This is a genomic window from Kitasatospora sp. NPDC057542, from assembly GCF_042801945.1.
Classification (GTDB): Bacteria; Actinomycetota; Actinomycetes; order Streptomycetales; family Streptomycetaceae; genus Kitasatospora.
This window is the reverse complement of record NZ_JBHVFE010000842.1, coordinates 1-1,387: the sequence shown is the minus strand read 5'-3', so window position 1 is coordinate 1,387 and position 1,387 is coordinate 1. Positions and strand designations below refer to the sequence as shown.

The following is a 1,387-nucleotide window of genomic DNA, read 5'->3' as shown; positions in this document are numbered from 1 at the left end:
CCGTGGGGCGTACCGGTGCCCATGCTGCTCAGCGTAACTCGCCACGGCGCCTTCGGAACCGGCCCTCTCCCTCGGTACGACGGCCTCGCCCGTTCCCGTCAGGCGTTCCACGTGGATCGTGGTCGTCTCGCGGAAGGTCGCCGCCACCCCGTACGGAACCCGGGTCCGCACGCCTGCGCTTCGGCCGCCGGCTGCGCCACTGGCGCGAGGCCCGCGGCCTCAGCCAGGCCGAGTTCGGCCGGCTGCTCGGCTACCACGACTCGCTGATCAGCCGGGTGGAGAACGCCCGCCGCTGGCCGCCGCCGGGGATGCCCGCCCGGGCCGACGAGCTCCTGCTCGCCGACGGCGAACTGGCCGAGCTCTGGCAGACCGTCCGGCAGGAGCGCGAACACCTCGGCGAACGCGCCGCCGCCCGGCCACCGCTCGCCGTCCGCTCCGCCCCGCCGGACGCCGCCACCGTCGAGGTGCTCGCCCACCTGCTCGCCGTCTACCGCGCCGCCGCGGGCCGGATCGGCGGCGAGGAGCTGGCCGCCGTCCTGGAGCACCACGCCCACACCCTGCTCGGCGGGCGGCACCCCGGCCCCCGCGAGGACCTCGCCGCCGACCGTTCGCTCGCCGCCCAGTACGCCGAACTCGCCGGCTGGGCCCACTTCGAGGGCGACCGTCCCGCCCGCGCGCTCAGCTGGTACGCCACCGGGCTGGAGTGGGCGCGCGCGACCGGTGACCGGGCCACCACGGCCGCGCTGCTCGTCCGGCAGAGCGCCCTCTACTGGTGGCTCGGCGACCCGGCCACCGCGCTCGCCCTGGCCGAGGCCGCCCGGACCACCGCCCCTCCCCTGCCGGGGCTGCGGGCCTGGGCCGCCGTCGTCCAGGCCCACGCCCACGCGCTGGCCGGCCAGGCACCGCAGGTCCACCGGACCTTGGCGGACGCCCGGCGGCTGACCGACGCCGCCCTGCTCTCCGGGGCGCCGACGCCCTGGACGGTGCGCGCCGAGCTGGTCCTGGCGGTCGCCCACGGCACCTGCCACCGGGACCTCGCCCTCCACACCGGCCGCACCGCTCACGCCCGCACCGCGGCGGCCCGGCTGGAGGCGGCCCTGCGGCTCCTCGACCGGGCCGCCCACCCGCGCGACCACGCCCTGGTCTCCGCCCGCCTCGCCGGCGCCCACGCCCTCGCCGGTCACGCCGATGCCGCCGCCACCCAGCTCGCCCGTCTGCCTCCGAACACCACCGGCCGCATCGCCCGCGAGCAGCGGCGGGCCGGGGAGTGGCTGCACCGGTGAACGTCCGGGCTCCGCAACCCCTGCCCGGACGCGGCAACGCCTGCCGGGCAGGGCGACGGCCGGTCCGCCGCGAAAGCAGCGGGGCCGGCCACCACCTGCGGGAG

At 78.9% G+C, this 1,387-nt stretch carries 1 protein-coding gene; it reads left to right on the top strand.

Going from position 1 to position 1,387, the window contains the following annotated elements; all coding sequences use genetic code 11:
* Positions 1 to 2: 2 nt before the first annotated feature.
* The gene (locus ACFU7Y_RS43985) at positions 3 to 1,283 is read left to right on the top strand and encodes a helix-turn-helix domain-containing protein (RefSeq protein ID WP_380772078.1); all 1,281 of its coding nucleotides are present in this window, start codon (positions 3 to 5) and stop codon (positions 1,281 to 1,283) included.
* Positions 1,284 to 1,387 lie beyond the last annotated feature (104 nt).